Annotated in this window: 22 protein-coding genes and 2 tRNA genes; 10 read left to right on the top strand and 14 right to left on the bottom strand. The window is 42.7% G+C overall.

Annotated features, from left to right (window positions below):
• Window positions 1-185: 185 nt before the first annotated feature.
• A tRNA-Pro gene (locus LPH68_RS22600) sits at window positions 186-258 on the bottom strand.
• 602 nt (window positions 259-860) lie between these two features.
• Here LPH68_RS22600 and LPH68_RS22595 point away from each other — a divergent pair.
• The 5 genes from LPH68_RS22595 (at window position 861) to LPH68_RS22575 (ending at window position 3,523) form a co-directional block, all read left to right on the top strand.
• Window positions 861-1,487 carry a Type 1 glutamine amidotransferase-like domain-containing protein gene (locus LPH68_RS22595; RefSeq protein WP_004315354.1) on the top strand — a complete coding sequence of 209 codons (627 nt, stop codon included), beginning with the start codon at window positions 861-863 and terminating at the stop codon, window positions 1,485-1,487.
• Window positions 1,484-2,416: a YafY family protein gene (locus LPH68_RS22590; protein WP_005645910.1), complete on the top strand. Its 933-nt coding sequence runs from the start codon at window positions 1,484-1,486 to the stop codon at window positions 2,414-2,416. Before LPH68_RS22595 ends, LPH68_RS22590 begins: the two co-directional genes overlap by 4 nt.
• A 31-nt stretch (window positions 2,417-2,447) precedes the next feature.
• Window positions 2,448-2,687, top strand: a complete 240-nt coding sequence (locus LPH68_RS22585; RefSeq protein ID WP_005645908.1) for a hypothetical protein — start codon at window positions 2,448-2,450, stop codon at window positions 2,685-2,687.
• Entirely contained in the window at window positions 2,641-3,060 is a 420-nt protein-coding gene (locus tag LPH68_RS22580; protein ID WP_005645906.1) for an RteC domain-containing protein, read from the top strand. Before LPH68_RS22585 ends, LPH68_RS22580 begins: the two co-directional genes overlap by 47 nt.
• A gap of 130 nt (window positions 3,061-3,190) precedes the next feature.
• Window positions 3,191-3,523, top strand: coding sequence for a helix-turn-helix domain-containing protein (locus LPH68_RS22575; protein WP_005645903.1), 333 nt, complete (start codon window positions 3,191-3,193; stop codon window positions 3,521-3,523).
• Between the two features lie 42 nt (window positions 3,524-3,565).
• Here LPH68_RS22575 and LPH68_RS22570 read toward each other — a convergent pair whose 3' ends face one another.
• From LPH68_RS22570 to LPH68_RS22545, 6 genes are all read right to left on the bottom strand, one after another.
• A complete protein-coding gene (locus LPH68_RS22570; RefSeq protein ID WP_117673324.1) occupies window positions 3,566-4,291 on the bottom strand; it encodes a hypothetical protein in 726 nt (241 codons plus the stop codon).
• A gap of 4 nt (window positions 4,292-4,295) precedes the next feature.
• Window positions 4,296-5,219, bottom strand: coding sequence for a relaxase/mobilization nuclease domain-containing protein (locus LPH68_RS22565; RefSeq protein ID WP_117673322.1), 924 nt, complete (start codon window positions 5,217-5,219; stop codon window positions 4,296-4,298).
• Complete coding sequence (locus LPH68_RS22560; protein WP_117673319.1) at window positions 5,185-5,568, bottom strand: MobC family plasmid mobilization relaxosome protein; 384 nt, start codon at window positions 5,566-5,568, stop codon at window positions 5,185-5,187. The genes LPH68_RS22565 and LPH68_RS22560 overlap by 35 nt, the downstream gene beginning before the upstream one ends.
• Window positions 5,569-5,724: 156 nt before the next feature.
• Complete coding sequence (locus LPH68_RS22555) at window positions 5,725-6,705, bottom strand: toprim domain-containing protein (RefSeq protein WP_172618174.1); 981 nt, start codon at window positions 6,703-6,705, stop codon at window positions 5,725-5,727.
• 309 nt (window positions 6,706-7,014) lie between these two features.
• Complete coding sequence (locus LPH68_RS22550; protein WP_005645885.1) at window positions 7,015-8,247, bottom strand: VapE domain-containing protein; 1,233 nt, start codon at window positions 8,245-8,247, stop codon at window positions 7,015-7,017.
• Complete coding sequence (locus LPH68_RS22545; RefSeq protein ID WP_005645883.1) at window positions 8,228-8,536, bottom strand: helix-turn-helix domain-containing protein; 309 nt, start codon at window positions 8,534-8,536, stop codon at window positions 8,228-8,230. The genes LPH68_RS22550 and LPH68_RS22545 overlap by 20 nt, the downstream gene beginning before the upstream one ends.
• Before the next feature lie 336 nt (window positions 8,537-8,872).
• Here LPH68_RS22545 and LPH68_RS22540 point away from each other — a divergent pair, with 336 nt between their 5' ends.
• Together LPH68_RS22540 and LPH68_RS22535 are read left to right on the top strand one after the other, a co-directional pair.
• Complete coding sequence (locus LPH68_RS22540) at window positions 8,873-9,160, top strand: helix-turn-helix domain-containing protein (RefSeq protein ID WP_230297157.1); 288 nt, start codon at window positions 8,873-8,875, stop codon at window positions 9,158-9,160.
• Window positions 9,161-9,164: 4 nt separating this feature from the next.
• Window positions 9,165-9,446, top strand: coding sequence for a helix-turn-helix domain-containing protein (locus LPH68_RS22535; protein WP_005645879.1), 282 nt, complete (start codon window positions 9,165-9,167; stop codon window positions 9,444-9,446).
• 130 nt (window positions 9,447-9,576) lie between these two features.
• On the opposite strand, the gene LPH68_RS22530 is transcribed toward LPH68_RS22535, so the two are convergent.
• The 4 genes from LPH68_RS22530 to LPH68_RS22515 form a co-directional block, all read right to left on the bottom strand.
• Complete coding sequence (locus LPH68_RS22530; protein WP_005645877.1) at window positions 9,577-10,497, bottom strand: ATP-dependent Clp protease proteolytic subunit; 921 nt, start codon at window positions 10,495-10,497, stop codon at window positions 9,577-9,579.
• Window positions 10,473-10,673: a hypothetical protein gene (locus tag LPH68_RS22525; RefSeq protein ID WP_005645875.1), complete on the bottom strand. Its 201-nt coding sequence runs from the start codon at window positions 10,671-10,673 to the stop codon at window positions 10,473-10,475. Before LPH68_RS22525 ends, LPH68_RS22530 begins: the two co-directional genes overlap by 25 nt.
• A gap of 55 nt (window positions 10,674-10,728) precedes the next feature.
• Window positions 10,729-11,970, bottom strand: a complete 1,242-nt coding sequence (locus tag LPH68_RS22520; RefSeq protein WP_005645871.1) for a site-specific integrase — start codon at window positions 11,968-11,970, stop codon at window positions 10,729-10,731.
• 251 nt (window positions 11,971-12,221) lie between these two features.
• Window positions 12,222-12,294 (bottom strand) — tRNA-Phe (locus tag LPH68_RS22515).
• A gap of 199 nt (window positions 12,295-12,493) precedes the next feature.
• Between LPH68_RS22515 and LPH68_RS22510 the strand changes: the two genes are divergently transcribed.
• Window positions 12,494-13,756: a HAMP domain-containing sensor histidine kinase gene (locus tag LPH68_RS22510; protein WP_008026132.1), complete on the top strand. Its 1,263-nt coding sequence runs from the start codon at window positions 12,494-12,496 to the stop codon at window positions 13,754-13,756.
• 157 nt (window positions 13,757-13,913) lie between these two features.
• On the opposite strand, the gene gadC is transcribed toward LPH68_RS22510, so the two are convergent.
• Window positions 13,914-15,605: a putative glutamine/gamma-aminobutyrate antiporter GadC gene (gene gadC / locus LPH68_RS22505; protein ID WP_008026134.1), complete on the bottom strand. Its 1,692-nt coding sequence runs from the start codon at window positions 15,603-15,605 to the stop codon at window positions 13,914-13,916.
• A 216-nt stretch (window positions 15,606-15,821) separates the two neighbouring features.
• Between gadC and LPH68_RS22500 the strand changes: the two genes are divergently transcribed.
• Window positions 15,822-16,601 (top strand): potassium channel family protein, encoded by a 780-nt coding sequence (locus tag LPH68_RS22500; protein WP_004316558.1) that lies wholly within the window; start codon window positions 15,822-15,824, stop codon window positions 16,599-16,601.
• 432 nt (window positions 16,602-17,033) lie between these two features.
• On the opposite strand, the gene glsA is transcribed toward LPH68_RS22500, so the two are convergent.
• Both glsA and LPH68_RS22490 read right to left on the bottom strand, forming a co-directional pair.
• Entirely contained in the window at window positions 17,034-17,999 is a 966-nt protein-coding gene (gene glsA / locus LPH68_RS22495; protein WP_008026136.1) for a glutaminase A, read from the bottom strand.
• Between the two features lie 9 nt (window positions 18,000-18,008).
• Entirely contained in the window at window positions 18,009-19,451 is a 1,443-nt protein-coding gene (locus tag LPH68_RS22490) for a glutamate decarboxylase (RefSeq protein ID WP_008026137.1), read from the bottom strand.
• Between the two features lie 30 nt (window positions 19,452-19,481).
• Here LPH68_RS22490 and LPH68_RS26870 point away from each other — a divergent pair, with 30 nt between their 5' ends.
• A complete protein-coding gene (locus LPH68_RS26870; protein ID WP_009040165.1) occupies window positions 19,482-19,664 on the top strand; it encodes a hypothetical protein in 183 nt (60 codons plus the stop codon).
• Window positions 19,665-19,837: the final 173 nt, after the last annotated feature.

The raw sequence follows: 19,837 nt of genomic DNA, 5'->3' as shown, positions 1-19,837 counted from the left end.
TATACCATTCTTTATGTTTAGATTATGCAAACTGACAGTGTGAATTTAACATATCCACAGGGTTTTCGGACTGACCCGATATAATAGGTTGGTATTTTCTTACATAGCCGTCCCGATTTCGTCCCGGCAACTAAATAAAATTAAAGGGTAACTTACTGTAATCCAGAAAGCTACCCTTTATTTTGTCGGAATGAGGCGACTCGAACGCCCGACCCCTACGTCCCGAACGTAGTGCGCTACCAACTGCGCTACATTCCGATTGCTTAAGAAGTGGTGCCACCAGCAACCGAAAGTCGGCTTGTATAGCACTATTTCTCAATAAGTTATATCTTTATTACGATGTTAGTCCCTTGAATAAGGTTTTCACAACTTTGCACCGTTCAACACAAGTTTGTGTCTTAGGTTCGATTTCTGCGTGCAAAGGTAGATATTTATTTGGAATTATCAATATTTCCAAGAACTTTTTTTGTATTTACTGCTAAAAGTCTGTTTGAATTTTGTTCAGTATTCTTTTAGGAGTTGTTTTGAGGATTTTTCTCTGTATCATTAAGAAGAATTGCAGGCTATGTGACGGAAGGTTTTCAATATCCATGAAGTATATAGAAAGAACTTTAGTCGAAATGTCAGGTATCAATTTTCCCAATAGATTGAATCGTAAAGGAGTATTTTTATCGAGTAATATGTATAACTACATAAACCCCACTGGTTTCGAAACGTGCAGCCACATTACAAATAGGGTAAATTTCAATAATGGATTGTTTTGATGAAAAAAACTCTTCAATATTAGACTTACTGACATAGGGCTGTCATAGAAGACGCTATCTTTGTATCAAAAAGTATTCAACTTAATATTATAGAATATGAAAAGATTATTTTTATGCTCATCATTTGCTGATGTTGCTAATCTATTTGTCGATTGTGCCAAAGAAGATTTGCAAGGGAAAATTATAGCTTTTATACCAACTGCAAGCCTTACAGAACCAATACGATTCTATGTAAAAAAGGGGAAAAAGGCTTTAGAAGAAGCAGGAATGATTGTTGAAGAAGTCGAGATTACCCAACTGCCCAAAGAGGAAATATCTTCTATATTACATAAATGCGATTATATCTACATAACAGGTGGAAATACATTTTTCCTTTTGCAAGAGTTAAAAAGAAAAGGTGTTGATAAAATTATATCTAAACAAGTGAAATTGGGTAAACTGTATATTGGGGAATCTGCCGGAGCAATAATAGCCTCTCCCGATGCAGAATATATGAGAAGTGTGAATTTTGATCCAATAGAAAAGGCTCCTGAATTGAAAGACTGTACTTCTTTAGATTTGGTCGATTTTTATACGATTCCCCATTATGGAAATTTTCCATTCAAGAAAAAAGGTGAAAAGATAGTTCAACTATATAATGAGAAGTTGCAGCTTATTCCTATAAGTAATAAACAAGCTGTTATTATTGAAGATTCAAATATTCAAATTAAAGATGCAAAATGAATAGAATAGACCGTATTTCTGCTATATTGATTCAGTTACAATCGTACTCGTTAGTGAAAGCACAGCAAATTTCAGAACGTTTTAATATAAGCATTCGCACTGTATATCGAGATATAAGAACATTGGAAGAGGCAGGCATTCCTATCATAGGAAATCCCGGTATTGGTTATTCACTTGCAGAAGGATTCAAATTATCTCCTCTAATGTTTACTCAAAAAGAGGCTTTGTCCTTTTTGATTGCAGAGAAATTAGTACATGAACTAACTGATTCAAATAGCAACGAACATTATAAGTCTGGAATAGAAAAGATTAGGTCTGTCATGCGTTTTGCAGACAAAAATATGTTAGAAACAATGGAAAAGTGCATGTCTGTATTGGATACTTATAAATCATCTACCTATAAACCTGATATTCTTTTACTTATTTTACAAAGTATATACCAAAAAAGAATTATTGAAATATCTTATTTGGGAAGTAATGCGTTAAGTGTTTCAGAACGAAAGATTGAAGCTGTTGGAATTTTCTTTTCGAGAACTAACTGGTATCTAATAGGCTTTTATCTTCCCAAAGAAATCTATCTTACATTTCGGATAGATAGAATTCAAAAAATGCACATTCTTAATGAATTACAATCACGGGAACATCCTCCTTTGGAAAAATTCATACGCGAGTTTTATGATAAAGAAAAATTACATGAAATCGTTATAAGAATAGAAAAGAATAAAACCTCCATAATGAATGATGATAAATATTATTACGGATTAACATCTGAGAAAGAGATAGGGGATATGTTTGAGCTTCATTTTCTAACATTTTCAATCAGTAAGTTTGCACATTGGTATCTGTCTTTTGCAGATAGTGCAACTATAATAAGACCAGATTCTTTAAAATATGAAGTTAAAAATATTATCAATAACATTTCTATTTGATTGCTGTCAAATAGTATTTTTAATCGACTAAATGAAAAAAATATTCGACCAAAGATTTTTCCGCTTATTGTCGGAATGCTCACAACGTAAAGTGTCTGCATCTGAATTTGCAGAAGCTATCGAAGAATTGGCGACCCATGTAGCCGATTTCAGTATCACAGAACAAGATTATAGCATTTTACTCCGCTATTTCTCTTTTGGTTTGTATCGTCTTAAATCATACCGTGTATGGTTTGAGCAGGAAAAAAATATCCTATTTGCATCTAATTGATGAAGCGATAGGGTTACTGAATACCGAAATACGCCTAATCGAATGGCGTATCAAGTACCCGGAACAGTTGCAGCAACGCACCAACAAACAAGCCCTTTCCCCTCTATATCTCGCTGACAGAACCACTCTTATCAATATCATGGAAATAGTTAGCGGGCTGTTCCTTTCCCAAAAGATTGTGTATCAAAATGGCAAGCCTGTTTATTTAGTGGACTTGACGAAAGCCTTTGAATGGCTTTTCAATATCAAGATAGGTGATTGTTACCAAAAGCATGAGGACGTGATAAAACGAAAGCCGGGCAAGCTGACAGAGTTTCTTAATGGACTGGCAGAGCTTATTCGCAAGGAACATGACAAGAAAGGGTACAGATAACCAACGGCTTACGATTTATTTATAGGGGATTCCATTAGCTCCCCCGTAATTTCTTTGCGTCCGTTTTCTGAACTTTGCTTCATCAATCGATTGACAGACCATAATGTATAATCAGAAAAATGAAGCAATCATGTATATAGACAATGACGATTTCAGCGTATGGATGCAGAAGCTGTACGCCAAATTGGAAGAACTCTGCAAGGATGTACGGGTACTGCGCAATGCCGACAGGGTGCTGCCCGAAGATGACAACCTGCTGGATAATCAGGACTTGTGCCTGCTCTTCAAGGTGAGTATCAAGACCCTGCAACGCTACCGGGCTATCGGTGCGCTGCCGTATTTCACAATCAGCGGAAAAGTGTACTATAAGGCTTCCGATGTCCGGGAGTTCATCAAGGAGCGGTTCAGCGTTACCACGTTGCGCCAGTTCGAGAAAGAACACTGCACGAAGAAAAAGAAGTGAATTAGAAAGCCGGGGCGGTTCTGCTCCGGCTTTGCTTTTGTTTTATGGCTTGCCTAATTTGTCGGCTTCCTCCTTTAGCTGCTCGGCTTGCTCGTTCAACAGCCTTGCCCGTTCCAACGCTTCCGCCTGTTTCCTGCTGCGGTATTCAAAGCCTTTCACCGAATCGGTCAGGCTTCGGATGAAAGCGTTGTCCCGTTCCCGGCTGAACTTCGTTTCCAGCAAATCAAGGCTGCTGCCGTCTGCCTTTCCTTTCATCAGGATATAGCGGTATTTTATATCGTTGTCCTGTAACCGTTGCATCCGTTCCGTAAAACGAATATTCAAGATTAGCGAAATGATACAGATAATAAAACCTGCTGAAAGAAGAAAAAACTTGGGTTTCAGGTAGGGAGTTACCCGATATATCAGTTTGCCGTACCATGAAACGGGCGTTATTTCTCCGGCTGGTGTATCATCAGCCGGGAACAACACCTTTAACCGCTCCTTGAAATATCGGTGCGAGGTCACGATAAGCCCCTTTATATCTTCAAGGTCTTGTTTTTGGTTCTCGGACTGACCTTTTCTGATACTGCCGATTTGGTTTAGAATCTCCTGCACCATGTTTTCAGGAATGCCGGATTTGCCCTGCATTTCCGAAATGCGCTGTTCGATAACGTCCAGTCGGTTAATCGTTTCCTCCCGGCTGGCTGGCGTTACCTGCTTCTCCTGCCGTTCTTTCAGTTCCGTAACCATAGAGAGAAGTCCCTCCAAAATTAAGTTATTTTCCATGTTCCTATAATTTTAAGTGTCGTTTCTTTTTCTTCTTTTTTCTTTCACCGGGATTGTCGGGTGTTTCATCAGCCGGAGAGGACGGGGCGGAGAACAGACCGCCCAAGCCTGTCAGTAACGGACTGTCGGCTTTGCCCAGTGTCTGCGATAGCTCCTGAACAGGTGCGGAAACCGTCTGTCGGTTGTTTCCGGCAGTGTTCAGCCCCGCATCCCCGAAACATTTATCCAGTTTGGAGAAACTGAAACTGCGGTCTATCTCCGAACCCTTGAACGTGTATTCACCTATGGAAAAAGATATGCCCTGCACTTCGCCAGTCTGTCCCCTGTGCTTGAAATGAATCCCGATACCCTTTTCTGCCAGCCGGGTTTGTAACTGCCGCCAGTTCCTTGATTTCCCGATTTCATCCTTTACGGCATTGTAAATCTCGTATTTGGATTTGTCCGGCTCTCTCAAACGGTGCTGTTTTACATGCTCCTTGCCTTTAGCGAAATAAAGCCCGTGTTTGGCTTTCAGCTTCTTGCATACCTGCTCGTTGCGGTACATGTCGTTCCTGTCCGAAATGGTCTTGCCGTTGTTGTCTATACGGTTGAACACGATATGTACGTGCGGATGTTCCCGGTCTTGGTGGCGCACGATGATGTACTGCGTATCGGTGATTTTCATTTCACGCATGTACTCCTGCGCAAGCTGTACCATTTTCCCGTCTGTCAGCTTGGGTGCGTCCACCGGGGAATAGCTTAGCGCAATATGTCCGACCGGCTTTTTCAGGTCGGGGTTCATCCCGGCTTGCAGTATGAAACTGCGTATGATGTCCCGGTTGCTTTCGGCTAATATTCCCTCCGCATGAAGCAAGGCTGCCTGTTCCTTGCCGAGTACATAGTTCACGCAGCCTTTAAATCTGCTTCCCTTTCTTATTTTTCCAATCATCCGACAGTTGGTTTATGATTTCAACAATCCTGTTCTTGAGTTTCACCAGTTCCACCGCTACCAGTGCAAACCCTCCGGCATTCGCCCGGTGCGCCAGCTGGTTGATGTTGTTGGCTTCGCCCGCCAGCTTGCGGATAGTGTCCGCATCCTGCCTGTTCAGCCGGGGCGTTACCTCTGCCGAAACGACCGCCTGCCGGACGTACTCGCTGACACGCAGCCCGGCTTCGGTGGCTCGCTTCCTGATTGCGTAGAACTGTAACTCGGTCAACTTCGTGCTGACTACCCGGTTCTGCTTGTCTATCCGGCTTTTTGCCGGGCGACCTCCCGGTTTGTTCCTTATCCCTGTCATACGTTTTTACTTTTAGGTGGTATCTTAAAAATTGCGACCAACGGGAGAAATTTTCTTTGCTGTCAAGCAAAGCAAGGTGTTTCGGTCTACCGAAACATAACCTTGCTCTCCCTAATCACACAGCCTGCCGTCGGTTCATGCCGCCAGCCTTGCAGGTCACATCCTTAGCCCTCTCTTTCTTTTTTCACCCGGATTTTGTCTGTTATCATGCTCCGGCTGGGGCTTGTCGGTAACTGTCAAATCTTGGGATTGCTTCACTTTAAGGCTACGCAGATAGTCGTTCAGGTCATTGTGACCGCTGTACAGGTGTGATGCGTCACGTACACGCCATTTGTATTCCTGCCTTATGGCTTCAACCGCTTTCCTCCCGGCTTCGTCATTGTCAAGCATACAATGTATATGCCCGTAACCAGCCAGCGGATATAAGGCTTTATCCGTGTTGGCGGTGGAGTTCAGGATAACGTAGTCCTGCCAGTCGGTGCAGGGTATATCCGGGCTTTTCTGTTGCCGGATAGTGAGGAATGAGAGGAAATCCAAAAAGCCCTCGAACACGAAACAGGTATCTCTCGGCTCTCCCTGCTGCCGTATATGGGTGATGTCTTTCGATGTGCTGCCCTTGAAACGGGGATTGCGAAGCTCGTAACCTCCTGAATCATTCCTGAACGCCAGCGCAAAATAAGGCTTGCCACCGATGCGGTAATACATTTCCTGCACGTATGGGGATGCCGTTCCGGGGGAAATCCCCCTTTCCTGCAAATAGCGTATGAGTGCCGGATTCTGTAACGGCTGTATTCTGCGTATCTCTATCGGGCTGGCTGCCTGCCTTTTCGTGTCCCTTTCGGGCAGTTCTTTCCCGTGAAAGGAAAAAGAGGCGGTGTCGCCCTGTTCCAGTCGGCAGATAGCACCGTAGGCGTTGCACTGGTGTTGCTTCATTACAAGGTCGATGAGCGTCCCGCCCTCACCAGTTCCGTAGTCACACCATAAATTGGCGTTATAATCCACCTTGAAACTTGGCGTGTTGTCCTCCCGTAAGGGGCTGCGGTACATCCCGTAGCTTCCCTTTTCCTTGGCTGGCTGGATTCCCAAAGAGTTCAGGTAATCTTTGATACTGATATTGTTGGCTTCCTTGTAGGTCATAATCTTTATTTTTTTATTTAACGATAGTAATAATGAAGCAAGAAGCGAGTAAGAAGAAGTACGGGACACTACTACATCTATCTTTTTCTTTTTCAACGGATTGTAGTACATGTAGTAACATAGTAATTATTTATCCTTTAAAAAAGGAATAAATATATTCTATATATTATATTGCCGTTTTTTCTTTTTCCCGGATTTTCCAAAAGTTTGGGATTCTATCTTACTTCATACTACATAATTGGTAAACTGTTGTTTATTAAATCATTATGTGTATATCAGACAATATGTAGAAGCTACTACATTCCGGTTCTACCCGTAATCATCCCCTGTACGGGAAGCCGGAACGGGCTTTATCCTGTACCCATATACCGGATAATGGTTGTTGTTGATGCGCTTCTGTACCCGCTTGAAACCGATTTTCCGCAATGATTCGCCCAGCCTTTTTTCGGATAGCTGGACGGGGGATATATTACGCAGGTATGCGAGTACCTGTGCCGTTGTCATGAAGAACAGGGCTTCTTCCTCCTCTGTCGGCTTCTCAAAGTATTGTGTCAGCATCTCAAACTCGATTGTCTGTACCTCAAATTCCGCATTTGTCAGGTGCAGTTCTTCAATCTCCGCATCATTGAACCAGTAGCGCACGCCCTGACGGTACAAGTACATGATTTCGGAATAGACGTTATCCATGCGGATGCTTTCTGCCGTGGGCTTGTCTATGTGCAGCACCTCGAACGGCAAAAAACGCCTGCTGCCTGTCGGGTCGGTCAGGAACTCGTTGCCGTTCACCGAAGCCATGAAGCTGGCGAGGTGCGGGTATTCCTCGATGTAAATATCATACGGTCTGCGGTACTTCACCGCCGGAGTGGTGATAAGATTCTTCAATGCGTTCTCGTTCTGCTTGTTGAGTTCCTTTAGCTGGTCGTCAATGTTGATGAACAGGTATTCGGCTATCAGTGTCAGGATATCTTTGCCCTGCGGGTCTATCTTCCCGGTGAACAGGTAGTTCTTAAGCGGTGTCGGGCAAAGGTTGTCCAGCCACCACGATTTGAATTGTCCCTGCCTGTCCCCGGTCAGTACCAAACAAGTATGGTTCTGACACCCCGTGTCGTTCATCGCGTTGGCTACCACACCGATAAGCCATTTCGTGAAATATTCCTCCCATTTGCCGGGGTTGGCTACCTGTACCGTGTTCAGAAGCCTGCCGATATGCCCGTGTTCGGCAGGATTAAGTAAGGGCAGGGCGTTGAAATACTCCTGTATGGGGTGAGCCTTTCTTGCGAAGTCGCTTTCCAGTATCATGCGTATGTTGTCGGTTGAGGTGGCTATGTCAGCCGTTGCGTCCAGCCTGCGCCTGAAAGTGTTCAGGGCGAATTTTGTAACGGGCTGGTACAAGTCCGAAGAACCCGCAGCCCGGTATTCCGTCCGGCTCTTTACGGTGTTGAACCGGAAATCGTACAGGACGTTCAACAGGCTTTCGATGCGCTCGTTCTTCGACTGCCAGCCCTCGATATGCCGTGTTTCATCACCTCTTTTCTTTTTCATCGGGAAGTCTGTTAGAAGCCGGGACATACTGCTGCTGCATCCACTTTTTGAGTTCCTCCATGTCGAAACGCAGGGTACGCCCACGCTTGACGCAGGGTATCAGTCCCTTGCTGGCTAAATGATACAGGTAATTGACCGAATACCCGGTTATGCCGCTGGCAACGGATATTTTGACTAACACAGGCTCTTTTCCGTCCTGCCGTTCTTCGGGCTGTGCGCCCATGACCGGGGCAATCATCTTTTCGATGTTCTCCAGCCGTTTGAAAATTTCTTCGAAAGGATTATTCATAGGTGCTTGTTTTTTGAATTAGCACCACAAATAAAATAAGAAAAATCGGTAAAAAACAAAGCGTCAGCCGTTTGGAATCGCTTTGCTGCGCTCTGCACCAAATTAATGTCGGTAAATAGAAAACGGCTTTGTGTTCATTACCTTACTAATAAGTAAGTGGGGGAAACCGGGATTTCTGTTCTCTTATTGTTTCTTTCCTGCTCGTTTGGGGCAGTGGTGGACATTTTTGGACACGCAAGGTCATTTGCGGACAGAAAGAAACAACCTGTCATTCAGTCTTATATATTTGCACCAGTGAAGAAAAACGGAGTATTGATAATAATAAATATATCGGTTATGGAAATAGTGACGATTGAAAAGAAAGCTTTTGAATTTTGGAAACAGAGGTTTGAAAATTTTGTGGGGCGTGTGGATGCGCTCTGTGTGCCTTTACGCAGGAAGCGTGACAAATGGCTGGATAACTGCGAGACCTGCCGTTTGCTGAATGTTTCAGCCCGGACGATGCAGACCTACCGTGACACGGGGAAACTGCCTTATTCGCAGATTAACAATAAGATTTACTATAAGGCTTCGGACGTGGAAACATTTCTGCTTAGCCAAGTAAGGGACAATTCTAAAAAGTAGGCGTATGGATTTGATAACGAAAGATTCCGAAACCACGCTGGTACTGTTTTCCTCCCTTGACAGGGTGCTGGAAAACGTGGAGTACGTGGTAATGAACTATCGCCCGGTATTGAACGGTGAACACTACCTGACGGGCGAGGAAGTATGCAGACGGCTTTGCATCAGCAAACGGACGTTGCAGGATTACAGGGACACGGGACTGCTGGGATATGTGCAGCTTCCGGGAAAAATCATCTACCGGGAAAGCGAGATTTTAGACCTGCTGGAAAGGTATTACAGAAAATGAAATCTTGAAAACGTGAAATCTTGTTTTCTGTATTTATTGTTTGATTAATTAAAAGCCAGCAATCATGGTTTCTTGAAAACTATGTTGCTGGCTTCTTCATGTTTATGCGGATAGTCTTTTCAATATCTTGTTAATTTTGAATTTTTATGAATGCTTTCCCATTTTGATTCTCTATAATTTTCATTGCAGGTGTTGATGAAAATGTATGAGTTGTAGCATGAAACACAGACAGAACTAAATCTTGTAATTGAGAGTCTTTTTCAAGATATTCTATTTTTAACCCTTTTGATTCTGCTTTTTCACGGGATATATGGCGACCATGACTTTTAAAGTTATCGTGATTAGCCAAAAAAGATGCTATATTCTCTATAATAGGAGCTTTGACATCTGGAGCTTCTGTTTTGAACATGAATCTATTAAGCCAATCTCTAATTAAGTTTTCAGACATTTTGATATAATTTTCACATTGTGTAATGACAGAAGGACCATATTGATTAAGTAATATAGCCCATGCTTGTTTATTGGGTTCGTTTACTTCTTGTAATGCTTTATAGAATTGGTCAATTATTGCTTTTGCTGGATTACTTGTGGGACCGTTAGGACTATTAATAATCAACTGTGGGTCTACGGGACCTATATTAGAATGTTTTCCCATGACAATACTAGCTCCTGAACATGCAATCATTGTGGCAGCAGACATTGCTATTTGGGGAATAATAACTCTTACTTCAGGAAATTGAGCATGCAAATATTCGACAATACCTTCTGCTGCTTCGGGAGAACCTCCCGGACTGTGTATAATTAAATCTACAGGCTTTTTTTCAAGTCCGTATGAAACTTCCATCATTCCTTGCACATCTTCCTCTGTTACCGAAAGTAATTCGGGAGCTCCACCTTTTTGGGTAAAAGCAGTTGCGTACAAAATAATATTTCTGTTTGTATATTTAGATAGTTCAGAAAGGTATTTGCGTCGAATAAAATCAAAAGGAGCAGAATTCCCTTGGGCACTTTCGACTTTTAATTCTGTTAATATTTCACTCCATGTTGGCATAATTGATTCGGTTTAGATTTAATGTTATATTCAATTGAAGAATTTGCAGAAACAGTGTCACTGACGGTTTTATAACGAGTTCCACTAGTTATTTCCCATTTTTGTTTTTCTTGCTCTTGCAATATTTGATATATCGCAGGATTATTTACTTTTAAGTTTTCTATGATTCTGTTCATGGCTGTTATAACGATTACTTTAAATGCAAATATAGGCCTTTTTCCTTTTAAAAGTTTACAATTCAGCATTAAAGTTGCTGAAAAATGATATTTTTCTCTCTACGTATTGCATATCCCTTAGTATCGTTTGGTCTAATACCTTTGCGTAGTGCTGCGTCATTCGGGTGGATGAATGCCCCAGCATTTTAGCCACGTTCGGCAGTGACACGTTGTTAGCCAGCGCAATAACCGAAGCGAAACTGTGCCGGGCTGTGTGCGTGGTCAGGTTCTTTTTAATACCGCAAAGGTCGGCAATCTCTTTCAGGTAGCTGTTCATCTTCTGATTGCAGGGAACGGGCAACAAAGTTCCTTTATCCATGCAGTAGGGGTTATCCTTATACTTTTCAAGTATCTGTTTGGGAATGCTCAAAAGCGGGATGTTACAGAGGTTGTTTGTCTTTTCACGGGGTTTCACTATCCACAGGTTGCCGTTGCTGTCCTCTGAAACGTGTTCGGGGCGTAAGTTATACACGTCTATGAATGCCAGCCCGGTATATACGCAGAAGATAAAAACATCCCGTACCAGTTCCAGCCGTTCAATCCTGAACTCTTTCTGCCATATCCGGTTTATCTCGGCTTGGCTTAGGAACTGTTTGTTTACCTCCACCTCGTGAAACTTGATTCCTGCAAACGGGTTCTTTGTCAGCCACTCGTTGGCAATGGCAAGGTTTATCACTTTCTTAAAACATTTCATGTACCGGATAACGGTATTCTGTGCGCAATGCTTCTCCGTCTTTAGGTATAAATCGAATTTGCGTACCAGTTCCCCGTTTACCTCACGCAGTAACATATCATCTACCTTGTAATCCCGTTTAACCAGTTCCATGAGGTATTTAAGGCAATTGTCGTAACGTCTTACGGTGATGTCGGCATAGTCCGTCCCGATTAGCTTCCGGCAGTTGTCATTATGTTCCTTGAATACATTATACAATGTCTTGAAAGTTTCGTCCTTTCCCTGATAGCGGTTCACTATGGCACGTGCGGAGATAATCTTTCCCTCCAGTTCCAAGTCTTGGTAAATCTGATAGAATTTCACACGCAGGGCGTCAATGTAATGGTTAAGTTCTACGGAGTTTCGGTCTTTGCCTGTCGACTTCTCTTTTTCCTGCGACCAAAGTGGGACTTTTACACTCCGCTTTAGTTGAAGTTCCACGTATAGGCGGTCATAAGTGACACGCACACGCACGGGTGCTTCCCCGTTTTTTAACAGTTTGCTACGCTTGATGAAGAACAACACGCTGAATCTTTTTCTTTCCATACGGCTCAATTTTTAATGATACAAAGTTAGGAAATCGAACCGAGAACCCTGTTATGTAAAATAGTGCAACGTGCTGTAAAAGAATGAAGTAAATACCTCGCAGTGGAACATTTCGGGCTTTTAAAAACAGTCCCTTGAATAAGGACGTATGGTTTGCTTCAATCCCACTAATTTTGCCTATTCTTGGAAAAGGAAAATCCCCGAACTTCTTTGAAATTCAGGGATTTACATCGTTTTGCCTTCTTAAAAAGTGGTGCCACCAGGAATCGAACCGGGGACACAAGGATTTTCAGTCCTTTGCTCTACCAACTGAGCTATGGCACCTTTCTCGTTTGCGGGTGCAAAGATAAGTATATTTTTTAATACCGCAATAACTTCGCGGGAAAATTTCGCCAAATTCTGACCGATGAAAATATTAATGTATTTGTGTTAGAATAAATATGTAGATAACTCATTATTTATGCAGCATATTTTATAAATTTACGCACTGAAACTATCAAAACATTATAAACACTCTAATCCTATGTCATCACTGGCAATTATCATTATAATAGTTCTATCAGCTACCCTCATTTATGTGTGGGCAAAGTGCCAGTCACTTCAAAAAGAGGTACATTCGAAAGAAAATAAAGAGAATGAACTTAAGAAGTTGGCTTTGGTTTTGCAGAACATCAATGCCTACTTCTTATTGATTGACAAGGATTTTGTAGTCTGTGACACCAATTATTATTCTTTGAACCGTCTGCCTGTTCAGGTAGGTGGAGTTACAAAAAGAGTGGGGGATTTGTTGCATTGTAGAAACGCGATAGCAGCCGGTGAATGTGGTCAGCACGAACAGTGTAAACTATGTTGTATTCGTGCGTCTATCGGTAAGGCTTTTTATAAGAAAGCAAGTTTTAAGAATCTGGAAGCTTCGATGAAGTTGTTGAGTGAGGATGAAATGACAGTGACTCCTTGCGATGTATCAGTATCGGGTACTTATTTGAATATTCATGGCCAAGATTATATGGTGTTGACTGTTTATGATGTGACAGAACTGAAAAATGTGCAAAGGTTACTGACCATTGAAAAAGAACATTCCATCTCTGCCGAGAAATTGAAATCTGCCTTCATTGCTAATATGAGTCACGAAGTTCGTACACCGCTCAATGCTATTGTCGGATTTTCCGGTTTGATGGTGTCGGCTTCCGGCGAAGAGGAAAGAAAAATGTATGCTGATATTCTCGCAGAGAATAATGAACGATTGTTGCGCCTGGTGAATGATATTTTCGATCTTTCTCAAATAGAGTCGGGGACGATAGATTTCGTTTATACGGAGTTTGATGTCAATGATTTGTTGAGAGAGTTGGACGGAATATTTAAGACGAAATTGAATAACTCGTCGGTAAAATTGATTTGTGAGGCGCATGTACAACCTATTATAATGTATTCGGAACGGGAACGTATCATTCAGGTATTGTCTAACCTCTTACATAATGCGATGAAATTTACTGCGTCGGGTGAAATCCGTTTCGGGTGCCGCCTGGAAGGAATGGAAGAAGTTTACTTTTTTGTGTCCGACACAGGCATTGGTATACCGGAAGAGGAACAGAAAAAGATATTCTCACGTTTCATAAAACTTGATCGTGAAATGCAAGGAACGGGACTTGGGTTGACTCTTTCGCAAACGATTATCCAAAACCTGGGTGGAAACCTCGAACTCGATTCGAAGGTCAACCGGGGATCTACTTTCAGCTTTGTGTTGCCGAGGGTGATTAAGCCGGAATTGATTAAGCCACAGCCATAAAGTAAATCGCCCTTACTACAGTTGTGAAGTGTATCTCAAAAGTGTTAAATCTGACTTTTGGAGATGCTTCACTTGACTGTAGTGAGGGTGATTTTATAAATTCAAGGCTTTTCGAATTGTCTTGAACTTCTTGATGAACAGGATGAATGTTTAGTCTTTACGACTTAGGTGCATCCTTATCTTTGTCTCCGGTTCCCGGAGATGCTTTGCTGGCAGAGGAACTTCCGAAGGAAGCTGAACCGGAGGATGCTGTGCCTGAAGTTGCTGCATTAGAAGCGGTTGCACCGGGGGTAGCTGTGCTTGCCCCAGTTGTTCCTCCTGTGTGTGCAGAAGTTGCATTAGCAGGACGCGGAGCATTAACGCTGCTTGCACTAACATTTGCAGTGGCAGGTTGAGCCTGAACTTCCCAATGGAACGGTTCGAAATTGGAATTAGGATCTACCCAAGATGGTTTCTTGGAAGCGTAGATAATAAACGGAGCAACGACAACGATAATTGCACCGATAATTAGTACGGAGAACCAAACGGTGTTGCTACCGGTAGAAATCTGGCTGGGCGGGATGAAGCTAAGAATAAAGGCAAGTAATGATCCGCAGAAGCCAAGACCGCCAACAAACCACATCAGGCCGTTGCCGGATTTACCGATACGGAACGGACGGTTGAGTTTCTTCATCTTATAACGCAATGCGATAGCTCCGGAGAACATCAACAGGTACATAATCAGATAAAGAATAACTGTCAGCTGTGACAGAATTTGATAGAAACTCTGTACGGAAGGCATAACAACAAACAACAAACTTAATACGGTTACAGCGATACCCTGTACGAACAAGATATTCTTTTGTACACCCAGCTTGTTTGTTTTCTGGAAGAACGGAGGCATATAACCGGCTTTACCTACGGCAAATATACCTTTGGACGGACCGGCAACCCATGTCAATACACCAGCCAATACACCGAAAGCAAGAGCGACCGCAATGATTGGTGACAACCAGGAAGCATGAATATATTTGAAATAGTTGTCGAAACCGACGAGCAGGCTTTGAGTCAGGTTGATGTCTTTAGCAGGGATAATCACACCTAATGCGAAAGTACCCAGAACGAAGATCAACACTGTGATAAGCGCACCGATAAATACGGCTTTCGGATAGTTTTTAGAAGGGTTATCTACGTCTTTTACGTGGATACCGCCCATTTCCATACCGGCATAAAACAAGAAGATACTGGCAGCAAGAACGACATTATCGAAGTTGGTAAAGTCGGGGAAGAAGCTACTGTTGAAATCCATATTGGAATGTCCGCCCGTTGCCAGGTAAATGATTCCTAAGATAATCAACAATCCGGCCGGGATAATGGTACCGACCATACCACCGATTTTGGCTACTTTACCTACCCAGCTCATACCTTTCAGGGAGATGAAAGTGGCCAGCCAATAGATGATAAGTACGACGACGAGCGTATAATACTTATTGTTTGCCAGTGACATGTCATGTACGTCATTCATTCCGATGAAAGCGATAGATACGGCACCAAACGTTAATACTGTCGGATACCAGATCGTACTTTCGATCCATTGCACCCAGATGGCGAGGAATCCCAGTTTCTTGCCGTAGGCCTCGCCTACCCACCGGAATACACCACCCTGCTTATCCTGAAACATTGCTGCCAACTCGGCTGCAACGAGCGATGTAGGGATTAGAAAGACAATAGCTGCAAAAAGATAATAGAAGGCCGAACTCATTCCGTATACGGCCTCGGCTGGTAGTCCACGCAAGGATACTACTGCCGTAACATTCATGATAGCAAGGGTAAACACACCCAGCTTCACTGCATTTTTAATATTTGCCATAAGTTAAGGTTTTAAGTGAAAAATATTTTAAAGTCAGTGTTATAACAACATTTTGCGCGAGATGTTTCCGCAATCTCTTTCAAAGTTCGTTAATTAACATCGCCGGAACGGGATATTGCAACCCCCGATTTACCTGTTTCGGAACAATTACTTTTCTCGATTGTTTCTAAACAATCTAAATTATATGTGAACCATTTTATTATAAACTAAGTAGTTATGAAATCAGCGTTTTCAGATTTTATTTCCGGAAAAAAGGGGATTTATGGTATTCTTCACATTATTATATTAATAATGTCTCTTTTTCTGGTTATCAGTATCTCGGTGGATACTTTTAAGGGAATTCCGTTCTATACACAGTCTTCTTACATGAAGGTACAGCTATGTATCTGCCTTTGGTTTCTTTTCGATTTTGTGTTGGAGTTCTTTTTGGCAAAACATAAAGGACGCTATCTGCGGACACACTTTATCTTTTTATTGGTGGCCATCCCTTATCAGAATATCATCGCATATTATGGATGGACGTTTTCGGATGAGATTACCTACCTGCTTCGTTTCATTCCTTTATTAAGAGGAGGATATGCGCTTGCTATTGTGGTCGGCTGGCTGACTTACAACCGGGCTTCGAGCCTGTTTGTCTCTTATCTGACGATGTTGCTGGCAACAGTGTATTTCTCCAGTCTGGCATTTTTTGTGCTCGAGCATCGGGTGAATCCATTGGTGAATGATTATGGAGATGCCTTGTGGTGGGCTTTTATGGATGTCACTACCGTGGGGTCGAATATTATAGCGCAGACCGTGACCGGACGCGTGCTTTCCGTTTTGCTGGCTGCCTTGGGTATGATGATGTTTCCTATCTTTACGGTTTATATTACAAATCTGATTCAACAATCCAACAAGCGTAGAAAGCAATATTACGAAGAGGAGGAACAACAGAAAAAGGCTTCCGCCCAAAAGGAATCGGCAGAAAAAGCTGTCGTACAGAAGGTTAATACATAATATGCTTGTGTGGCGGATAAAAACAGATAGAATGAGAGAAATTGTAATGTGTTGAAAATCAGCTTAGAAATACTTTTCTTAATAGTATTATTACTTTTCTTTATAAGCATGGAAGGAAAAGGGGAGGAAAAGTGGAATAACTTTCTATCTTTGTAGAAAAGAGACAGAGGCAAACAGTTGTTAGTTGCTGTCTCTAAATGAAGAAGTTCCACCTTATCCGGGTGAATAATAGTGACACTGATATACTCATTTTAATAACTGGAGTTGCATAGGGGTAAATTTAATTTGTTGTATTTGATAATTAATACCGTTTGTATTGAAAACACTGGTGGGGAGTCAAGCGGGAAATCAATGGGATAAGGAGGAATAGAAAAAGGTTACTATCGGGAGATAGTAACCTTTACCTACTTATAAAAGAGATCGAGAGAGTTTTTAGTCAACAACGGTGATATGGTTGTTGCTAAACACATTTAATTCCAGCTTGTTCATGATGTATTGAATAGCTAACTGCGCTTTCACGGAGTTGCCCGATCCATCCAAAGGAGGAGCAAAGGCGGCAATACCGAACTGTCCGGGCAGTACCCCCATCACACCACCGCCTACACCTGTCTTGGCAGGAATACCGGAAGTGTACATCCAGTCGCCGGTATGTTCATAGAAACCTACTGCGGCAATCATGGCAGTGATTTTAGGAGCCAGCGTGGCATCAAAAACTTCTTTCTTAGTCACCGGATTTACACCACCGTTGGCGATTGTGCCGGCTGCAATGGAAAGCTGCAATGCAGTCACTCCCAATGAGCACTGACGGGTGTAGAGGTCTAATGACATATCCGGATCATCATAAATCCGATTATAATTTTTCAGCAACCATGCGATAGAACGGTTGTTGAAGTTGGTATCCGATTCGGACTTGTACAATTCATCAATCAACTGTGGGGCGCTGCCGCATAAATCGGTCACGTTTCCTACGATGGCATCCCATTTCTTGGCAGAGTCGCCAATGGGCTGCACCATGCTGCAGGCGGAGATGGCTCCGGCGTTTACCAGCGGAGTAGACGGATGGTCGTTCTCCAGCAAGATGGCGATAATTGAATTGAAAGGTAAGCCTGTTGCATCGGCTCCAATCTTGTCCAGGATTTCTTTGGCACCATATTGGCGCAGTGCCAGAATAGCCGTATGTACTTTGGATACGGATTCTATACCGAAGCGGTAGTCAGTATCTCCCACATGGATGGTCTGCCCGTTGAGCAGGCAGACACTGATTCCAAAGAGATCTTTGTTGACATTTGCCAGGTAGGGGATATAGTCGGCGTTCTTGCCGCCGGTATTAGTCTTTACCTGATCGTATGCCTCCTGTACCACTTCTTTCAATTGAGCGAGTGTTACTTTTTTATCCATAGATCTTTTTTATTTTTTTACGGTTTTACGACGACCACCATGGTTGAACATCTTAGCTTCTACCGGAAGATTCTTTTCTTGAGCCATACGGGTAGGGGTAGGATATTCCAGTTTTTCCAGTTCGGTGATGGCGTTGTTGATGTCGCCCAGTAGCATATCTGCCATATCGCGGCTGAATCCCTGACGGACAACGACACGCATCACTACATAATCTTCCAGTTTGGAAGGCAAGGTGTAAGCAGGAACCATCCAACCGTGTTGGGATAGTTTGTCTTGCAAATCGTACAAGGTCCATTTGGCGTTCTTTGCATATTCCGGTTTCAGATACCAGATGAATAATGGGTTCACAACATCATTAGAGTAGTTGACAAACGGAACCATCTTGGCTATTTCGCTGTGGATATATTTAGCAATTTGCAGGGAGTTGTACTGCACTTCTTTGTATCCCTGGAATCCTAAACGGATGAATTGATAATATTGCCCTAGGATTTGTGCAGCCGGACGAGAGAAGTTCAAACCTACCTGTGTAATGTTGGCACCCAGATAATTTACGCTGAATGACATTTCTTCGGGCAGATATTCTTTGCCTTTCCAGCAAACCCATCCGAGTCCCGGATATACCAAACCAAACTTATGGCCGGATACGCTGATAGAAAGTACCCATTTCAAACGGAAGTCCCATTTCTTTTCCGGATACAGGAACGGAAGGATGAAACCACCACTGGCGGCATCTACGTGGATAGGAATGTCATAACCGGTCTTGGCATTGTAAGCATCCAGTGCTTTGTCCAATGCTTCGACGTCATCATTCAGTCCAGTCCATGTAACACCCTGGATAGGCACGATACAGATGGTGTTTTCATCACACATTTTCAAAGCTTCTTCGGGGTCAAGAGTGGTTTTTTCGAGTGTCAAAGGCACTTCACGCATTTCAATCTGCCACAACTGTGCAAACTTTTCCCAAACAACCTGGAAACCTGTAGAAATAACAAAGTTTGGTTTATCAAACGGTTTGCCCTGTGCTTGTCTTTTCTTACGCCAACGCAACCAGGCAGCTACACCACCCAACATACATGCTTCCGAAGAACCGATAGCCAGCGCACCGGTTTTCCAAGTGTCTTTTTCAGGAGAGTTCCACAAGTTGGCAACGATGTTGATACATTTACCGTTCATCACTGCGATACGCGGATATTCTGTTTCATCAATGTAGTTGATGTTAATGGCCTCATTCATCAGCTTAGTGGCGTATTCATCCATATAAGTAGTCACGAAAGTAGCCAGATTCAAACGTGGTTGGGTTTGAGCAAATGTTTCATCTTTCACCATTTGATAGGCGACTTCAGGAGTAGTAGGTCCATCAGGTATTTTCTCTATCGGAGAGGGTTGTAACATTCTGTCTGAACCAAATACATCGGTTTTTGCATCACCTTTTCTGAAATTTAAATCTTCCATACTAATTTGTTTTTTTAAAGGTTTAGGGCGATGGGGATTTTCCCCGTCGAATTTCCCACAACAACAGCAGATAGTTTTGAAAGTTTCCGGGTTTTACATTATTTGGCGTTTATTAAGGAGGAGGATGCCCTTATTGAAACGTGCCTATTCACCACGGAGGACGCAGAGGACACAAAGGTGAATCTTGGTCATTTCCGTGCAGAAATGAGCTAAATGATAATTTTGCGGAGTGCCCTGAAAGGGCTTAATTATATAGTGTAGGGCAACGCCCTACGTAAAAACGACAATCTGAATTTGCGCCCTGAAAGGGCATAATTGTATACAGTTCCGCCCTTTCAGGGCTTGTGGCTGGTGTGTCTTTTTCGTAGGGCGTTGCCCTACGCTAT

This window comes from Bacteroides sp. 1_1_30, assembly GCF_020982715.1.
GTDB classification, from domain to species: domain Bacteria; phylum Bacteroidota; class Bacteroidia; order Bacteroidales; family Bacteroidaceae; genus Bacteroides; species Bacteroides xylanisolvens.
The sequence above is the reverse complement of the archived record's forward strand: the minus strand, read 5'-3'. Positions and strand labels throughout refer to the sequence as shown.